We start from the raw sequence: 16,673 nt of genomic DNA, 5'->3' as shown, positions 1-16,673 counted from the left end.
AAAGAGCCCAGTGTAGTGGTCACGGCCGCAGCAAATCCTTGATCTAGATCAAGTTTACTAGTCCAGCGGCAAGCTCAGATGGACCGAGTCTTCGGCCGGATTGGGCGTGACGGCAAAGCCAAGCTTGCGCACCAGCTTGATCACGCGGGTGTTTTGCGGCAGCGCCTCGCCGACGATTTCGCGGGTGCCGCGCGCGCGGCAATAGGCGATCAGCTTTTCCATCAGCACCCGACCCAGCCCATGGCCCTTCAGGTCGGAGCGCACGGTGACCGCGAACTCGGCCTGGATGTTGTCCGGGTCGGCGACCACGCGCGCCACGCCGATGGTCTGCTCGCCGCCGCCAGGCAGCGGGCGCGTGGCGATGAAGGCCATCTCGCGGTCGTAGTCGATCTGGGTGAAGCGCGCCAGCTGCGACGGCTGCAGCTCGCGTACCCGCACGAACATCCGGTAGCGCACGTCGTCGGGCGTCAGCGCGCCGAAGAACTCGAGGTGCGCCGGGCCGTCCTCGGGCCGGATCGGTCGCAAGGTCAGCGTTTCGCCGTTCCACGCCACCTGCTCTTCCAGTTCGGCCGGATAAGGGCGGATCGCCAGCCGGTCCAGCGAACTGGCGCTCTGGTCGGCCAGCGCGACCCGGATGCGGGCGTCCAGCGCGATGACGCCGTCGCTGTCGGCCAGCAGCGGGTTGATATCCAGCTCGGCCAGCTCCGGAATGTCCGCCGCCAGCTGCGACACCTGCATCAGCACCCGCACGATGGCATCGATGTCGGCCGGCGGGCGGTTGCGGTAGCCTGCCAGCAGCCTGGCCACCCGCGTGCGCGACACCATGTCCCTGGCCAGCACCGCGTTCAGCGGCGGCAATCCGACCGCGTGGTCGGCCGTCACTTCCACCGCCACCCCGCCCTGCCCGAACAGGATCACCGGCCCGAACACCGGATCGGTGGCGACGCCGACGATCAGCTCATGGGCTTGCGGGCGGCGCGCCATGCTTTGCACGGTCAGGCCGTCAAGCCGCGCGCCGGGCTTGAGCTCGGCAAGCCGGTGCAGCATCCGGGTGGCGGCGCTGCGCACCGCCTCGCCGCTGTCGAGATCGAGCGCGACGCCGCCGACATCGGATTTATGGGTGATATCGGGCGACAGGATCTTGACCGCGACCGGGTAGCCGATCGCCTCTGCCTCTTTGACTGCCGCCTCGACGTCGGCCGCGGTGCGGGTCTGGACCACCGGGATGCCGTAGGCGTCAAGCACCCGCTTGGCTTCCGGCTCGGTCAGGATCGTGCGCCCTTCGGCAAGCACCGCGCGCACCACGCCGGCGGCGATCGCGCGGCCGCCCTCGTCGTTCACGCGCAGCGCCGGCGGCACCTGCATCAGCAGGTCCTGGTTGCGCCGGTACTGGGCAATCTGCATGAACGCATTGACCGCTTCTTCGGGCGTGTCGTAGGACGGGATGCCTTCGGCGGAAAAGATGCGGCGCGCCTCGGCGACGGCGTCGCCCCCCAGCCAGCAGCCGAGCACATTGCGCGACGCGCCCTTGGCCATCGGCGCGACCGCGCGCGCGATCTCGGCGCTGGGCACGATGGCGGTGGGCGCATGGATGAACAGCACGGCATCGTTGTCCGGGTCGGCCAACAGCACGCGCAGCGTATCGAGGTAGCGCTGCACCGGCGCGTCGCCGATGATGTCGACCGGGTTGGCGCGCGACCATGTCGGCGGCAGCACCGCGTCCAGGCTGGCCAGCGTCGCCGCGCTCAGGGCCGGCAGCGTTCCGCCGGCCGCGCCAAGCGCGTCGGCTGCCATCACGCCGGGACCGCCGCCATTGGTCATGATGGCCAGCCGGTCGCCGCCGCGGGTGCGCGCATGCGCCAGCGTCTCGACGGCGGAAAACATGTCTTCGGTGGTCAGCACGCGCAGCATGCCGGCGCGCCGGATCGCCGCGTCGTAGACGTCGTCGGCGCCGGCCAGCGCGCCGGTGTGCGAGGCCGCCGCGCGCGCGCCTTCGGGCATGCGGCCGGCCTTGAGCACCAGCACCGGCTTGCTGCGCGCGGCCGCGCGCGCGGCCGACATGAACTTGCGCGCGTGCCGCACATCCTCCATGTACAGCAGGATGGCGCTGGTATCGGCGTCGCTGGCAAGGTAGTCGAGCAGGTCGCCAAAATCGACATCGGCGCTTTCGCCCAGTGAAATGAACTTGGAAAACCCGATCCCGCGCGAGCGCGCCCAGTCCAGCACCGCCGTCACCATGCCGCCCGACTGCGAGACGAAAGCGATCCGGCCCGGCAGCGCATCGGCGTGGGCGAAGCTGGCGTTCAGGCCGATGCCAGGCACCAGCAGGCCGACGCAGTTGGGGCCGAGCAGGCGCAGCACGTACGGGCGCGCGGCGTCGAGCGCGGCCTGCTTGAGCGTGCGGCCGTGCGCGTCGCGCTGCTTGTCGTCGTCCAGGCCGGCGCTGAGGATGATCGCCGCGCGCGTGCCGGCCTCGCCCAGCTGGCGCACGATGCGAGGCACCGTGGCGGCCGGCGTGCAGATGATGGCCAGGTCCGGCGCTTCCGGCAGCGCGGCGGCGTCGGGATAGGTGCGCAGGCCGCACAAGGTGTCGTATTTGGGATTGACCGGATACACCGGCCCCTTGAATCCGGCGGCCAGCACATTGCGCAGCACGGTCGCGCCGACGCTGCGCGGCGTCAGCGATGCGCCGATGACGGCCACCGACCGCGGGGCAAACAGGTGTTCGAGGTTTCGTACGCTCATCGGTAAGCCTTGGTCGTGTGGTGGGTGAGGAAGCTGGGCAGCTTAGAAGGGCAGCGCAGCAAGTTGATTGATGCACATCAAAAATAGTTGAATGCCTGCTTGCGTTTGACTTTTGCTGCTGGACGCGGAGGACCGTGCGGCCTAATCTGAAGATTCCGGATCCACTCTCGCCAAAAGGAACATGCCATGTCGTACAAAACGATACTCGTCCACGCCGACCAGTCGCGCCACGCCGCGGAGCGCATACGGGTCGCGGCGCGGCTCGCGCAGGCTGACGGCGCCCACCTGGTGGGCGCGGCCATGACGGGCATATCGCGGTATCTGTATCAGGACGGCAACATCGACCTGGCTCGCAGCGTCGTGGCGATGCATATGGATGCACTGTACCAGCGTGCCAGCGATTCGCTCGCACACTTCGAGGAAGTCGCCAAGGCGGCCGGGGCGCTGACCTGCGAGCGCCGCCTGGTCGATGACGACTCGGCAGGCGCGCTGGCCATGCAGTCGCGCTACGCCGACCTGGTGGTGGTCAGCCAGGACGACCGCACCGATCCGTCGGCTCACCTGTCGCTGCGGCTGCCGGAATACGTGGTGCTCAACAGTGCGCGGCCGGTCCTGGTGGTGCCCTACGCCGGCAGTTTCGAGACCGTCGGCGAGAATGTGCTGGTAGCCTGGGACGCCAGCATGGAAGCCACGCGCGCGGTGACCAACGCGATCCCCCTGCTCAAGCGCGCGCGCCACGTGACGATCGCCGTGTTCAACCCCAGCCCGTTCGACGAGCACGGCGAGCAGCCCGGCGCGGACATCGCGCTGTACCTGGCGCGCCATGGCGTCAATATCGAAGTCTCGCTGCAGCAGACCGGCATCGACGTCGGCAACGCCCTGCTGTCGATGGCGGCCGACCGCAGCTGCGACCTGATCGTCATGGGCGGATACGGCCACGCGCGCCTGCGCGAGATGCTCCTTGGCGGCGTCACCGAGACCCTGCTGCGCACCATGACGGTGCCGGTGCTGATGTCGCATTAGGAGCCGCCATGTTCAACACAATCCTGGTGCCGACCGACGGTTCGGCGATTTCGCAGCAGGCGGTCGACGCGGCCGTCGAGGTGGCGCGCTGCTGCGGCGCCAGTATCGTCGCGCTGTCGGTCGCCGAGCCCTACCCGCTGACGCCGCTGGTCGAAGGCGCGATGGTCGTCGATCCCGGGCTGGACAGCCGCGCGATGACGGCGCAGGCGCAGGCGCGGGTCGACGCGGTGGCCGCTGCCGCGCGCGCTGCCGGTGTGCCGTGCATGACCGAGGTGGCGCAGTCGTTCCACCCGCATCAGGAAATCATCGCGGCGGCGACCCGGCACCAGTGCGACGCGATCTTCATGGGTTCGCACGGACGGCGCGGGATCAGCCGGCTGATCGCCGGCAGCGAGACCCAGAAGGTGCTGGCCTATGCGCCGATGCCGGTGATGGTGTTCCGCCCGCCGCTGGCCGAGCGCATTTAGGCCTGCCCTTCGGCGCGGTAGGAGGCCAGCCAGGCGCGCGCCGCCTCCAGCGCCGCCTCCAGCTCCACCCCGGTGGCGCTGAAACTATGTTCCAGCTGCTCGCGCGGCCTGGCCGCCCTGATCTCCTGTTCCAGCGCCTGCGACGCCTGCGCGAAGCGCTTCGCACCTATGCTGCCGACGCCGCCGCGCAGCGCGTGCAACAGCCTGGCCGCGGTTTCCTCGTCGCCGTCGCGCCAGCTGGCGCGCGCCTGCGCGAATTCACGCCCCGCATCGTCGACGACCCGCTGCAGCAGGTGCGCAACCCCGCCCAGCCGTTCGCGGTCGCCGCGCGCCAGCGCCACCAGCGGCTCGATGCCCAGCACTGGCAGCGTGGCCGGCTCCTGCGGCGGCGCCGGCACGGCGCGTGGCGCCGCCGGGCCAAAGCGCTGGCGCCGGTTCAGGTAGCGCGCAATCGTGGCCACCATCTGGTCGGCGTCGACCGGCTTGCAGATCAGGTCATCCATGCCGGCCGCCAGGTAGCTGGCCCGTTCGGGCTCGGTCACGCCGGCGGTAACGGCCAGGATCGGCAGGGTCAGCCCGAGCTGGCCGCGGATCTGCCGCGTGGCCTGGTAGCCGTCCATGACCGGCATCTGGATATCCATCAGCACCAGGTCCCAGGCCGCCGGCGAGGCCTGCAGTTTTGCCACCGCCTGGGCGCCGTCGCCGACGATGTCGAGGCGCGCGCCGGCCGGCTCGAGGATGCCGCGCGCGACCGCCTGGTTCAGCTCGTTGTCTTCGGCCATCAGCACGCGCGCGCCGTCAAGCAGCGTCAGCGCCTTGGCCGCCGCAACCGGGCGCTCGCTGCCGGCGCCGCGCGCGCGCTCGACCAGCACCTCGTGCAGCGTGTCGTACAGGCTGGTGCCAGTCACTGGCTTGCTCAGGATGGCGTCGGCGCGCGCGGCCGGCGCCGCCTCATCGAGCTTGCCGCGGCTGTAGGCGTTGGCCATCAGCAGCACCGGCAAGCGCCCGCGCCCGGCGATGTTGCGGATCGACTCCATCGTGCGCACGCCGTCCATGCCGGGCATCTGCCAGTCGACCAGCACCGCGTCGTAGGCGGGGCTGGCCTGGCGTACCAGCGCGATCGCCTGCGCCCCGGAGGCGGCGCAGTGCGCTTCCCAGCCCCAGCCGCGGATGGTGCGGGCGATGTAGTCGCGGCTGGTCGGGTGGTCGTCCACCACCAGCAGCCGCAGCGATGCCATGGCGCCGGTCAGGGCACGGGTGTCGTCGCGCGCCGCCGCGACGCGCAGCGGCAGCGCAACCCGGAACTCGCTGCCTTGCCCTACCTCGCTGTCGAAGCTGATCGAGCCTTTCATCAGGTCGACAAGGTGGCGCGAAATGGCCAGCCCCAGGCCGGTGCCGCCGAAGCGCCGCGTGGTCGACGAATCGGCCTGGGTAAACGGCGAGAACAGCTGGTCGCGGTGGGCTTCGGCGATGCCGATGCCGGTGTCGCGTACCCGCACCTGCAAAATCGCCTGGTCGTCGTCGCGCGCCAGCAGCTCGACCAGCAGGCTCACTTCGCCGTGCTCGGTAAACTTGATGGCGTTGCCGGCCAGGTTGACCAGCACCTGCTGCAGGCGCATCGCGTCGCCCCACAGGACGTGCGGCACATCCGGGTCGATGCCGATGGCCAGTTCGATGTCCTTCTCTCCCGCGTTGACGCTCATGATGGTGGCCACGGCCCCCAGCACGTCGCACAGCAGGAAGCGGCTTTGCTCCAGCTCGACGCGCCCCGCCTCGACCTTGGAAAAATCGAGGATGTCGTTCATGATGCCGAGCAGCGAGCGGCCCGATTCGCGGATCATCTCGAGATAGCGTTTTTGCTCGTCCTTGAGGTCGGTCAGCGACAGCAGGTGGGCCATGCCGAGCACCGCGTTCATCGGGGTGCGCAGTTCGTGGCTCATGTTGGCCACGAACTCGCCCTTGGCGCGGCTGCCCGCTTCGGCGCGGTCGCGCTCATGTTCGAGGTCGGCGGCGCGCGCGGCGCCTTCGGCGGCCAGCCGGCGCCGCTCGGTGATGTCGCGCATGAAGGCGTTGGCGACGTAGCCGATGCCGTTGTGGAAGCCCGCCACCGACAGCTCGACCGGAATCTCGCTGCCGTCGCGGCGCAGCGCAATGACCTCGATGCGCGAATTGATGATATTGCCGGTGCCGGTGCGGATGAAGCGGGCGAAGCCCGCCGAGTGCGCCGGGCGCTGCGCCGGCGGGATGATCAGGCTGGCCATATCGTGCCCCATCGCCTCCGCCGCGCTCCAGCCGAACAGCAGCTCGGCCTGGCTGTTCCAGTCGGTGATGCGGCCGTCGGTGCCGATCGCCACGAAGGCGTCGTTCGAATTTTCCAGGATCACCCGGGTGCGGCGCTGTTCGCGCACCAGCTGCGCCAGCAGCGGGCGCACCTGGAACAGCAGGGCCGACGCGCTCAGCGCCACCAGCAGCACCAGCGCCAGCACCAGCAGGTTGGTGCGCTGGCGCAGCGGCGCGTACAGGGTATCGATATCGTTCTTGACCACCAGTCCGAGCCCGAAACCACTGACTGGCGTGTACGCCGCCAGTACCTGCACGCCGCGCAGGTCGCGCGCGTTGGTGACCCCGCTCTCGCCGGCCACCGCGCGGCCGATCGGCAGGTCGAAGCGCCGGTCAATCCGCGAGATCGGCACGTGAAACGCCTGCTGGCGGCGGCGCGTGGATGCGCAGACTGCCTCGCCGCCGGCGCGGTGGCACAACAGGATCTCGGAAGCGCCGGGGGCGCCGATCGACGCCAGCAGCCGGTCGAGCAGCATCAGGCGGCGCTCTCCCGCCACCCTGCCAACGGCCACTGCGCCGTCGCGCAGCTGGTGCTCGGTGCGCAGCACGTAGCCACGGTCCCACACCAGCGAGGCCGGCAGCCCTTGCACCGTCAATGGGTGGCGCACGCTGCCGTCGAACGGCGCCAGCCGCCCCGCGCTGGCCAGCAGCGCGCCGTCGGCGCCATACACTTCGAGCCCGGCGACGTCGGCGCCCAGCATGCGCTGGGCCAGCGCCTGCACCTGCGCCTGCCGCTCTGGTCCGGCGGGCTGGGACAGCAGCGCCGCCAGCCCGCTCGCCTGCGTGATGTCTTCCATCATGCGGCGCCTGACCTCGAGGGTGTTGCCGATGGCATCGGCGCTGGTGCGCGCGGCCACCATCATGTTCGACGACAGCGATTCTTCATAGCTGTCGCGCATGGCGACGAAGCCAGCGGCGCCGGCGCTGAGCGCGACTACCGCGATGATTCCGAGCGCGTGCCAGGTGATGCGCGACTCGCTGCTGGCCGGGCCGTGCCTGGCCGCGGCGTGGGCCGAGCGCATCGACCACAGGCCGATGCCCAGCATGACGATGCCGACCGCGGTGGGCGGCTGCATGACGTTGGCCGCGGCGATCCGGTACATCAGTTCAAGCTTGAGGATGTAGCCGACCAGGGCGCTGGCGCCAATCACGATCAGCGCCAGCGCGCAGGCCCCCAGCGCGGCCACGCGCGATGGCGAAGGCAGCGCCGCGCGCGCCAGCAGCAAGCCTGTGCCGGCCAGCAGGAACGCGATACAGGTATTCGGCGCCATCCGGCCGGGATACGGCGTATCGGCGGTCGGCGCGGTCGGCACGCGCACGAAGTCGATGCCGAGGCTGATGCCGAACAGGTGCTGGGCCAGCACCAGGGTGGGCACCACCATCAGCAGCACGGCGAGGATGCGCCAGGCCGTGCCCAGCGCCGGGCCGGCGTCGCGGCGCAGCGCGAAGTAACAGCAAAAGCCCGCTGCCATGAACAGCACGGGCGACACAATGCCCATCTTTGCTGACCCGGGTACCAGCATCGCGATGGTGTCGCTGTTGAACACCCAGCGGACCGCGACAACCAGGCCAAGCAGGCCGACGAACACCCCGGCCAGTTGGTCTGCCGAGGTCACCAGTTTTTTCATGTGCGCTATCGTTAGTAGGTGTAAAAAGGTTACCACACGCATTCCGCGCACACGCCGACTGTTGTATGGACGGTACTAAACTGCTGGGTTATCGCAAGGATGCGCGCACGGCTGGCGACGGCGTGCGCGGCGGCCGCGAAGCGGGATAAACTAGTGCTCATGAACAATTCACGAAAAGTCGCCGGCATTGCCGGCATCGCCAGCGTCCTGTGGGTCGGTTTTACCGCCGCGATCGCGGCCAGCCAGCGCCGCCTGGTGTTTAATCCGACCATCAAGCGCGAAGTGCTGAATCCGCGCAGCAGCGGCCACCGCACCCGCCTGGTGACCTTGCGCGCCGCCGACGGCACTCGGCTGTCGGGCTGGCTGATGAAGCCGGCCGTGGTCGGCCCGCACCCGGCGGTGGTGTATTTCGGCGGCCGCTCGGAAGAAGTGTCGTGGGTGGCGCGCGACGCCGGCAAGCTGTTTCCCGGCATGACGGTGTTGGCGGTCAATTACCGCGGCTACGGCGACTCGCACGGCGATCCGGCCGAGAACCACATGGTCGACGACGGCTGCATGCTGTTCGACTGGCTGGCCGCGCGCAGCCACGTCGACCCGGGCCGCGTGGCGGTGGTCGGGCGCAGCCTCGGTTCCGGGGTGGCGGTGCAGGTCGCGATGCAGCGGCCGGTGCATTCGGTGGTGCTGATCACGCCCTACGATTCGATCCTGGCGATCGCCCAGCGCCGCTTCCGCGCGGTGCCGGTCAGCTTCGTGCTGCGCCACCGCTTCGAGTCGGTCAAGTATGCGTCCGAGCTGAAGGCGCCGACCTACGTGGTGCGCGCCGCCAGCGACGACGTGGTGCCCCACTCGCACACCGACCTGCTGGTGTCGAAGCTGGGCCGGCTGCACCTGGACGAAATCATTCCCGATTCCGACCACCTGAACATCCCCTATCTGCCGGCCACGCAGGACAAGATCGCCGGTTTCCTTGCGACCCAGTTCGCGCAGGCACGGCCAACGACTGCCGGCTGAGGCAAAGCGCCGCGGCACACTCCAGGCCGGATCCCCGGCATTGGCCTGGCTGGCGTGTCAACCACGCATGCTGTGCGCCTCGGCGTGCCGGCGAATCGATGCTGCCGGCCGGGCGTCCAACCGGGCGCCGGCAGTGGCGTTGGCAGCAGGCACATGGCGCGGCAACGTCACCGAGAAGGTGCTGCCGGCGTCGCTGCCATCGCTGGTCGCGGTGACTTGGCCGCCATGCAGCGCGACCAGGCTGCGCACCAGCGCCAATCCCAGCCCCAGTCCGCCCTGGCTGCGGTCAGGGGTGCGCTTGTGCTGGGTAAACAGTTCGAACACATGCGGCAGCAGGTCGGCGCCGATGCCGATGCCGTTGTCGCGCACGTGCAGGTCGACCGAGCAGGGGTGCACCACCACGTCGAGCGACAGGCGCCCGCACGCCGGCGTGTACTTGGCGGCGTTGTGCAGCAGGTTGCTGAGCACCTGCACCAGGCGTTTGCGGTCGCCCCAGACGATCACGTCGCCCGCGCCGGGCCCCCTGACCGCTATCGTGTGGCCGCGTTCGTCGATCAGCGGCTGCGTCTGCTCCAGCGATTCCAGTACCACCTGGTGCAGGTCGACGGCGTCCTTTTCCAGCACCACCAGGCCGGTATTGACGCGCGATACATCCAGCAAGTCATTGATCAGGCTAGTCATGTGATTGACCTGGCGCTCGATGATGACGCTCGATTGCCTGACCCGCGCGACATTGTCCGGGTCCATCCCGAGCAGGTGGGCCGCCGACCGGATCGGCGCCAGCGGGTTGCGCAGCTCGTGCGACAGCATCGCCAGGAACTCGTCCTTGTGGCGGCCCGCTTCGCGCAGCGATTCCTCGGCGCGCTTGCGCGCGGTGATGTCGATCGACACCCCGCGCACCCAGCGCGGCACCCCGCCGGCGTCGGCCACCACGGTGGCGTACACCTGAAGCCAGACCAGCTCGCCGTTGTCGGGGCGCACCACCCGGATGATGTCGCCGTAGGTGCCGTCCTGGGCCAGCGCGGTGCGGCGCGCCTGGTCGATGCGCTGCATGTCCTCGGGGACGATGGCGCCCCACACCTGTTCGATGCTGGTCCAGTTGGCGCCAAACAGTTCAGGCGCATTGTCGGAAAAGATGACCTCATTGGTCGACAGTATCCAGTCCCATACCGCCATCCGCGCCACTTTCATGCCCTCGCGCAGGCGCAGCTCGCTGCGTTCCAGCGCTTGCTTGGACATTACCCGTTCGGTGGCATCGAAACCTTCGACAAAAATGCCGCTCACCTCACCGGCGGTAAAGATCGGCTGGTAGACAAAGTCGCAATAGACCTGGGTGACCGGCGCACCCGGCGCTTTGCGCAGCAGCAGGGTGACGTCGCTAGCGGCGAACGGCTTGCCCGTCTCGTATACGCGTTCGAGCAATGCGAAGAAGCCCTGCCCTTCGGCTTCTGGAATCGCTTCGCGCATCGTCTTGCCAATCAGATCGCGATCGCCGATGAAGCGGGTGTACGCCGCGTTGGCGAATTCATACACCATGTCCGGACCGCGCAGGATGCACACAAAGCCGGGCGCCTGCTGGAACAGGGCGCACAGGCGTTCGGCCTCGGCCTCATGCTGGTGGTGCAGCGCCTGTTCGGCCCGGAGCAATTGGGCCGCCTGTTGCGCTTCTAGCTGCTGCGCCTGCTCGCGCTGGCGCACCTGTTCACTGAGCGCCTGGTTGACTTGTTCAAGTTCGGCTCTGGCGAGATGCTGCGCCGTGACGTCGTTGCATACCACCAGCACGCCATGCACGCCGGCGTCGTCTTCGACCGGGCTGTAGCCGTAGGTCCACCAGACATCTTCGCGCCTGCCATGGCGGGTAATGGCGATCAGCTGGTCCTCGTGCCAGGTCGAGCCTTTGCCGTCCATGACAAATGCGATCTGCGGCCCGATGATCGGCCAGATTTCAGACCAGCACTCGCGCCCGCGTCCGCCGAGCGCGCACGGGTGGCGTTCCGGACCCATGGTGCGCGAATAGGCGTCGTTATAAAACTGGATCAGTTCCGGCCCCCACCACAGGAACATCGGATGGCTGGACGACAGCATCACCCTGACGATGCTCTTGAGCAAAGGCGGCCATCCTTCGGTCGGGCCAAGTGGCGAGCTGGTCCAGTCGGTGGTGCGCATCAGCGCGCCCATTTCGCCGCCATGGGACAGGAAATCGAAAATCGGTGGCTTTGCGTCATCCATGGCTTTTACTCACGCGGTGAATTAACCAACCGGGTCAACGCTGAGCTGGACCGGGGTATTGATAGTAACACCACTTGATATCCATTTGACACCACAATCCCACGAAATGTCCGGGTATTTACATAGTTATGTGTGGCACCTGACAGTACCACCTGAAGAAACGTGCTTTCCGCCGGCGTAGGCCTCCTCTTACGGCCATGGGGCACGCGTACTGATGTTGGGAACCCGGGCATGCCGTCACAATTGCGGCATAACTAGTTCCCGGAATTTCTTGCCCTAATGACCAACATGCCAATGCCCGTGCGTGAGCCAATGCTCGCAGCGCCCTGCCCGCCTGCCGCCCAACCAGCGGCCGCGAGCGCCAAGTCGATCTACCTGGCGATGAGCCAGGGACTGGAACGGCAGCCGGAAGCGGCGCATCACTTCCTGCGTCGCTGCCTCGCCGATGCCGAGGCACTGCCGGTCGCCCTCCCGCTGGACCCGTCTCGGCTCGACAACTGGTCGCAGCGCCACGTGCTAGATGTCGGCGCGGCTTATCAGGACTATCTCGCGCGCCGCAAAGCCGGCGCGCCACGCCAGTACTTTGCCAGCAAGGCGGCGGCGCTATATTTCCTGCGCGCCGTCGCGCCTACCAAGCTGGTCGATGGCGCCTGGCTGTACGGCGTGCTGCCGCACTGGCAGGATGTCGCGTTTCACGGCCTGATCCGCACCTACCTGGAGGAGCTTGGCGACGGCGTTGCCGACAAGAACCACGTCGCGATCTACCAGCAGCTGCTGGCCACGCACGGCTGCGACCAGTGGCACGACCTGTCGGACGAGCATTTCGAACAGGGCGCGATCCAGCTGGCCCTGGCCGCGCAGGCGGACCAGTTCCTGCCCGAACTGATCGGTTACAACCTTGGATACGAACAGCTGCCGCTGCATCTGCTGATCACCTCGTACGAGTTGAATGAGCTGGGCATCGATCCGTACTACTTCACCTTGCACGTCACAGTCGATAACGGCTCCAACGGCCACGCGCACAAGGCGATCGCCGCGCTGCAAGCGCTGATGGCGCGCGCCGACGACCCGGCCGCTTTTTACCAGCGCGTGCTGAACGGCTACCGGCTCAACGAACTTGGCGCCTGCACCACCTCGGTCATCGGCGCGTTCGACATCGACAAGGAGCTCAAGCGCCTGCTGGCCGACAAGGCCATCATCGGCAAGGACATGCACTCGGACTACTGCCGCATCGAAGGCAAGGCGGTCAGCGCCTGGCTCGAGAACCCGGCCGCGATCGGCGACTTCCTCGATGCGATGACGCGTGCCGGCTGGATCCAGCGCGGCCAGGACGCCGCTGCCAGCCGCTTCTGGGGCCTGGTGTCGGGTCCGCGCGCCGAGATGTTTGGCGTATTTAGCCCGTACGAGCTGCAGGTGCTGCGCGACTGGATCGAACAGGCGCCCGGTGGTGCTTCCGCCGCCCGGCGCGAGCCGAGCTATCGCGCGCGCCAGCGCAACCTGCGCGAGCTGGCCGGCAGCGCGGAAGCGCGTCCCGCCGCCATGCGCGGCGTGATCCGCCACTGGGGCCAGGCGGCCAACGACGGCGGCGCCGCCGGCCAGAACGCCCTGCGCGTCTTCGAGCAGCAAGTTGCCGAATGCGGCGGCAAGGATGCGGCGATGGCACTGCTTGGCGCGGCGATCGCGCCATCGACGCACCATACGCCGGTCGGGATGATGGCCACGCGGATGTTCGCCCAGCTGCTCGACGCGTAAGACCAGATACAGGAAGTGCCATTGTGAAGATTCTTCGACAACGCCTGCTGCGCGGTGCGAACCTGTATGCCCGCTTCCCGTGCATTCTCGGCCTGATCGACCTTGAAGACCTTGAGCTTGCGCCTCCCTCCGACCTGCTGTCGGTAGTCGAGCGCTTGCACGCACTGGTGCCGACCTTGCGCGAGCGCTGCCTCGCGCCGCTGCCGCCGGGCTTTGACGCTGGCACGGTGATCGCGCACCTGACACTCGAACTGCAATGCCTGGCCGGTGCGCCCGCCGAATTTTGCGACACCTCGCTGGCCGAGGGACCTTCGTCATTGCGCCGTGTGGTGTGCGCCTACCAGATCGAGCACATCGCCCAATCGGCGTTTTCGCTGGCGGTATACCTGGTCGACGCGCTGGCCCATGGCCTGCCGTTCGACTACGCCACGCCGTTCGACCAGCTGGTCCGGCAGTCGGAAAGCTACCGCATCGACCCGCTGACGGCAGCGGTGCTGGCGGCGGCGCACAAACGCGGCATTCCCGCCAACCGGATCACCGAACACGATGCGCTGTACCAGCTCGGCACCGGCAGCCGCCAGCGCCGCTACCATCCGCGCCTGCCAAACGATACCCCGTTGATGGGGCCATGGATCGCACAGGACAGGCAGCTCACGCGTGCGCTGCTCGATGAGGCATGCATACCGATACCGCAGGGAGGCACGGTCGACAACCTCGACGACGCGCTGCGGGTGGCACGCCGCCTCGGCGAACGCGTGCTCGTGATGCCAGGCGATGCCGGGGCCGGCGATGGCGGCATCAGCGAATGCAGCGGCGACCGGGAACTGGCGCAGGCGTTCGCCGCCGCACGCCAGTTCGGACGCCGCGTCACCATCGAACGGCTGGTGGCAGGCGCGCGCTACGTCGGCGAAGCCGGCGCATCCTCCGCCGGCGATGGCCTGGCCGCCCTGTGCGCGCGCGCCAGCGCCAAACTGGGCCTCGAGCAAGGCGCGATTGAGCTGGCCTACGATGAAGCCGACCCCGGTGCGGCATCGGTGATTGCCGTCAAGGCGCCGCCGCCGCTGCGCGGGCATGCGCGCGACATCGAGGTCGACGAATTCCTGGACATGGCCGGCGCCGGCGACGCCGCCCGCATTCCGGTTATCGCCGTTACCGGCACCAACGGCAAAACGACCACCACCCTGATGATCGCGCACGCCGCCGCGCTGGCCGGCCGCCGCACCGGGCACGCCTCGACGCACGGCATCTTCATCGGCGGCAGCATGGTTGCCGAGGACGACTGCACCGGCTACTGGTCGCACCGCGCGGTGCTCAGCGCGCCGGAGGTCGACATGGCCGTGCTGGAAACCGCACGCGGCGGCATCCTCAAGCGCGGCCTGGCCTATGACCAGTGCACAGTCGGGGTGGTGCTCAACGTCTCCGACGACCATCTGGGCATGGAAGGGGTTGATACGCTCGAACAGCTTGCCCGGGTCAAGGAGCTGATTGTCGCCTGCGCCAGCGGCGCGGCCGTGCTGAACGCCGACGATGAGCACTGCGTCGCAATGGCGCGCCGCATCGGCCACGGCGCCGAGCTGATCTACTTCTCGCTCGACCCCGCCAACCCGGCGCTGCGCGATCACCTGGGCGGCGGCGGCCGCGCGCTGGTCCTTGACGGCGCCAGCATGGTGGTGGCCGACGGCGCCGGCAAGCGCATCCTGATCGGCGTCGCCGACATACCGTGCACCCTCGGCGGACGCGCGCGCTACAACATCGCCAACAGCCTTGCCGCCGCGGCGGCGCTGCTGGGCGCCGGGTTCCACGACGCCGAGATCGTCGCGGGACTGGCCAGCTTTGTCTCGGACATCCAGTCCAATCCGCTGCGCACCAACCTGTTCCACGTGCGCGGCATGACGGTGATCGCCGACTACGCGCACAATGCCGCGGCATACGCAGCGCTTGCCGAAGCCGCGCGCGCCATGACCCGGGGCGCCGTGGTCGGCGTGGTGACGTCGCCTGGCGACCGGCGCGACGAAGAGCTGCACCGCACCGGCCGCATTTGCGGCATGGGCTTCGATAAACTGGTGGTGTACGAGTCGGCCAGCCGCGGACGGGTGTACGGCCAGGCGGCCGCGATCATCCGCCAGGGCGCGCTGTCCGCGCGCGCCAGCGCGGATGCGGTGGAAGGCGTCGACGACCGCGTGCTGGCCCTGCGCCGCGCGTTCGCACTGTGTTCGCCGGGCGACGTGCTGGTCTACTGCGGCACCTCGGTCGGCGCGCTGGTTGAAGCGCTCGAGCCGATCGACCCGCAAGCGGCACGCGCGATCGCCGGCCAGGCCAGCTGAGTACATCGCGCTGCGGCCCGCTAGGCGTGCGGATGCGGATTGATTACCTTGCGCAGGAAATCCAGCATCGACGCCGGCAGCGCATCGGCGCGGCCGCCGGTGGGCAGCGCATAGCGCGAGCCGGCCGGCAGCACGTGCAGGCGCACATCGATCATCTCGGGGTTTTCCCGGTCGGCGATGTGCGCGAGATTCGAGTGCATGTGGCGGCCGTCGACAACCGTCACCGCGCCCTCGCCCACCACCTCGATGCCAACCCCGCGTTCGATGACCAGGGCGGTATCCTCATCGATGCCGACGCCGTGCAGGCAGGGATTCTGCGCGACCGCCGTCAGCAGGCGGCCGAGCCGATGCCGCTCGGAGAAATGCTGGTCGATCAGGATGTGCTGGAGCAGGCCAAGGCCGGCCGCCATGCTGACCGCGCCCTTCTCGGGCTGGGGAACGGCTGCGCCGCTTGCCAGCATCTGGCCTGACATCGCCGACGCGCCGGCGGACGTGCCGCCAATGATGGCGCCGCGCTGCCTGAACGCCGCGTGCAGCGCGCGGTCGGCCTCGGTGCCTCCGATCAGCGCCAGCAGGCGCTTCTGGTCGCCGCCGGTCATGAAGATGCCGTCCGCGCGGGATAACATGCCGACCGTGCGTTCACTGTTGGCGTCAGCGCGCGAACTGATCTCCACATGGCTGACGTTGATGACGCCAAGCTCGCCGAACGCCTGCCGGTAGACCTCCCACATCTGGTCGGACAGCCCGCTGGCAGCGGTGATGACGACGATGTCCGCTTGCGAACCGCCCGCCAGTTCGGTAAACCGGGCAAGGATCTTTTTGCCGTAGATGCGGTCTTCAGCGCCGCCGATAATCACCAGGTGGCCGTTGCGCTCACCCATCGCAATGGCCTGCGCGAATGCGCGAAGGTGCACGGTCATTCATTGCCAGCATTGGTCGTCCCCTGGTTGTTGTCACGCGTCGCACTGCTCGGCCAGGCGACACCAGAAAATTACGGGAAGGGCCGACAAATTGCCATATGCGCACGGAAATAAAATGACAATATTCCCGGTTCGATCGCCTCGTCACGGTGACAATGCCAAAAAAAACGCTAAACCAAGGCCACCGTCACGTCGTGCCCGCGCAGGCGGGCACCCATGCCACGGATGCTGAAA

Annotated in this window: 9 protein-coding genes; 5 read left to right on the top strand and 4 right to left on the bottom strand. The window is 68.4% G+C overall.

Features of this window, described 5'->3' with window-relative positions:
* Window positions 1-57 precede the first annotated feature (57 nt).
* The gene (locus I4X03_RS09060; protein ID WP_223467888.1) at window positions 58-2,745 is read right to left on the bottom strand and encodes a bifunctional acetate--CoA ligase family protein/GNAT family N-acetyltransferase; all 2,688 of its coding nucleotides are present in this window, start codon (window positions 2,743-2,745) and stop codon (window positions 58-60) included.
* A gap of 186 nt (window positions 2,746-2,931) precedes the next feature.
* On the opposite strand from I4X03_RS09060, the gene I4X03_RS09055 reads away from it, so the two are divergent.
* Together I4X03_RS09055 and I4X03_RS09050 are read left to right on the top strand one after the other, a co-directional pair.
* Window positions 2,932-3,768: a universal stress protein gene (locus I4X03_RS09055; protein WP_223467887.1), complete on the top strand. Its 837-nt coding sequence runs from the start codon at window positions 2,932-2,934 to the stop codon at window positions 3,766-3,768.
* Window positions 3,769-3,776: 8 nt separating this feature from the next.
* Window positions 3,777-4,235, top strand: a complete 459-nt coding sequence (locus tag I4X03_RS09050) for a universal stress protein (RefSeq protein ID WP_223467886.1) — start codon at window positions 3,777-3,779, stop codon at window positions 4,233-4,235.
* On the opposite strand, the gene I4X03_RS09045 is transcribed toward I4X03_RS09050, so the two are convergent.
* Entirely contained in the window at window positions 4,232-8,203 is a 3,972-nt protein-coding gene (locus tag I4X03_RS09045; protein ID WP_223467885.1) for a hybrid sensor histidine kinase/response regulator, read from the bottom strand. The two genes, I4X03_RS09050 and I4X03_RS09045, sit on opposite strands and share 4 nt — an antisense overlap.
* A 159-nt stretch (window positions 8,204-8,362) precedes the next feature.
* On the opposite strand from I4X03_RS09045, the gene I4X03_RS09040 reads away from it, so the two are divergent.
* On the top strand, window positions 8,363-9,214 hold the full coding sequence (locus I4X03_RS09040) for an alpha/beta hydrolase (RefSeq protein ID WP_223467884.1): 852 nt from the start codon (window positions 8,363-8,365) through the stop codon (window positions 9,212-9,214).
* A 57-nt stretch (window positions 9,215-9,271) separates the two neighbouring features.
* Here the strand turns inward: I4X03_RS09040 and I4X03_RS09035 are convergent, their stop codons facing one another.
* A complete protein-coding gene (locus I4X03_RS09035) occupies window positions 9,272-11,443 on the bottom strand; it encodes a sensor histidine kinase (protein ID WP_223467883.1) in 2,172 nt (723 codons plus the stop codon).
* A 279-nt stretch (window positions 11,444-11,722) separates the two neighbouring features.
* On the opposite strand from I4X03_RS09035, the gene I4X03_RS09030 reads away from it, so the two are divergent.
* Together I4X03_RS09030 and I4X03_RS09025 are read left to right on the top strand one after the other, a co-directional pair.
* The gene (locus I4X03_RS09030; RefSeq protein WP_223467882.1) at window positions 11,723-13,195 is read left to right on the top strand and encodes an iron-containing redox enzyme family protein; all 1,473 of its coding nucleotides are present in this window, start codon (window positions 11,723-11,725) and stop codon (window positions 13,193-13,195) included.
* 23 nt (window positions 13,196-13,218) lie between these two features.
* Entirely contained in the window at window positions 13,219-15,519 is a 2,301-nt protein-coding gene (locus I4X03_RS09025) for a Mur ligase family protein (RefSeq protein ID WP_223467881.1), read from the top strand.
* A gap of 20 nt (window positions 15,520-15,539) precedes the next feature.
* On the opposite strand, the gene I4X03_RS09020 is transcribed toward I4X03_RS09025, so the two are convergent.
* Entirely contained in the window at window positions 15,540-16,439 is a 900-nt protein-coding gene (locus I4X03_RS09020) for a cyanophycinase (protein ID WP_223467880.1), read from the bottom strand.
* Between the last annotated feature and the right edge of the window lie 234 nt (window positions 16,440-16,673).

Origin of the sequence: Massilia soli, assembly GCF_016809835.1 — a bacterium.
In the GTDB taxonomy this organism is placed as follows: domain Bacteria; phylum Pseudomonadota; class Gammaproteobacteria; order Burkholderiales; family Burkholderiaceae_D; genus Telluria_A; species Telluria_A soli.
Note: the sequence above shows the minus strand (reverse complement) of the source record. Positions and strands in the feature narration are given on the sequence as shown.

Excerpts from the sequence above, each read along its gene's own strand:
- I4X03_RS09060 (WP_223467888.1), bottom strand. The coding sequence starts at position 2,745 with ATGAGCGTACGAAACCTCGAACACCTGTTTGCCCCGCGGTCGGTGGCC.
- I4X03_RS09055 (WP_223467887.1), top strand. The coding sequence starts at position 2,932 with ATGTCGTACAAAACGATACTCGTCCACGCCGACCAGTCGCGCCACGCC.
- I4X03_RS09050 (WP_223467886.1), top strand. The coding sequence starts at position 3,777 with ATGTTCAACACAATCCTGGTGCCGACCGACGGTTCGGCGATTTCGCAG.
- I4X03_RS09045 (WP_223467885.1), bottom strand. The coding sequence starts at position 8,203 with ATGAAAAAACTGGTGACCTCGGCAGACCAACTGGCCGGGGTGTTCGTC.
- I4X03_RS09040 (WP_223467884.1), top strand. The coding sequence starts at position 8,363 with ATGAACAATTCACGAAAAGTCGCCGGCATTGCCGGCATCGCCAGCGTC.
- I4X03_RS09035 (WP_223467883.1), bottom strand. The coding sequence starts at position 11,443 with ATGGATGACGCAAAGCCACCGATTTTCGATTTCCTGTCCCATGGCGGC.
- I4X03_RS09030 (WP_223467882.1), top strand. The coding sequence starts at position 11,723 with ATGACCAACATGCCAATGCCCGTGCGTGAGCCAATGCTCGCAGCGCCC.
- I4X03_RS09020 (WP_223467880.1), bottom strand. The coding sequence starts at position 16,439 with ATGACCGTGCACCTTCGCGCATTCGCGCAGGCCATTGCGATGGGTGAG.